A 1149-nucleotide genomic window follows, 5' to 3' on the forward strand; every position below is an offset into this window, starting at 1 on the left:
CCCTGTCTACTCCTCAAACAGAGAGTATTTGTATGTCTAATCCTAAGCTATTTACACCGCTACGCATCAGAAATCTGGAGATTGAAAACCGGATCGTGATTGCACCCATGTGCCAATACTCCGCTGAAGAGGGATGTATGACTGACTGGCACATGATGCATCTGGGACAGCTGGCGCAATCCGGTGCGGGTTTGCTGACGATTGAGGCCACCGCCGTCTCTCCGGAAGGGCGCATCACCTTTGCCGACGTCGGTCTCTATGATGATAAGTCGGAGGCAGCCATGGCCCAGGTGCTTGATGCCATCCGTAAATGGTCGGATATGCCCATTGCGATCCAGCTGGCTCATGCTGGAAGAAAGGCATCGACCTACAAACCCTGGGATAAGCAGGGGCAAATTCCGCCCGACCAGCAGGGTGGTTGGCAAACGCTCGCCCCCTCCGCGGTTCCCTACACCACGGGCTATACGCTTCCGACCGCGTTGGACAGTGCCGGGCTAGACGAAATCCGCTCCCAGTTTGCTAATGCCGCGAAACGCGCAGCCAAACTGAATATCGATCTGATCCAAATTCACGCCGCGCATGGTTATCTGCTGCATCAGTTCTTATCCCCGCTATCAAACCAGCGTACCGATGAGTACGGCGGCTCGCTGGAAAACCGCGCCAGATTCCCACTGGAAATTTTTGACGTGGTTCGTGACGCCTTCCCGGCAGAGAAAGCGATCAGCGTGCGCATCTCCGCGACGGACTGGGTAGAGGGTGGATTTGATATTGAAGAAGCCGTAGCGTTTGCAAAAATGCTTGAAGCGCGCGGTGTTGATGCAATCCATGTCTCTAGCGGTGGTCTCCATCCCGATCAAAAAATCGATGTCTATCCGGGCTATCAGGTTCCACTCGCAAGAGCGGTGAAGTCCGCAGTGAATGTTCCGGTTGTGGCCGTTGGCTTGATTACCGAGCCCCAACACGCAGAGGCTATTGTCGCGAGCGGCGATGCAGATATTATCGGGATTGCGCGTACGGCGCTGTACGATCCGCGTTGGCCCTGGCATGCGGCAGCAACGCTGGGCGCACAGGTGAGGGCAGCCAGCCAGTATCTTCGCTGCCAGCCTCACACCCTTAAGAATTTGTTTAAGTCCTGATCGTGAATGGCGA

1 protein-coding gene is annotated in these 1149 nt (G+C 55.5%); it reads left to right on the top strand.

Annotated elements, in window-relative coordinates; genetic code table 11:
* Positions 1-32: 32 nt before the first annotated feature.
* Positions 33-1136, top strand: coding sequence for an NADH:flavin oxidoreductase/NADH oxidase (locus tag FN633_RS05695; protein WP_154057043.1), 1104 nt, complete (start codon positions 33-35; stop codon positions 1134-1136).
* The last annotated feature ends 13 nt before the right edge of the window (positions 1137-1149 follow it).

Origin of the sequence: Pseudescherichia vulneris, assembly GCF_902164725.1 — a bacterium.
Classification (GTDB): domain Bacteria; phylum Pseudomonadota; class Gammaproteobacteria; order Enterobacterales; family Enterobacteriaceae; genus Pseudescherichia; species Pseudescherichia vulneris.

Excerpts from the sequence above, each read along its gene's own strand:
- FN633_RS05695 (WP_154057043.1), top strand. The coding sequence starts at position 33 with ATGTCTAATCCTAAGCTATTTACACCGCTACGCATCAGAAATCTGGAG.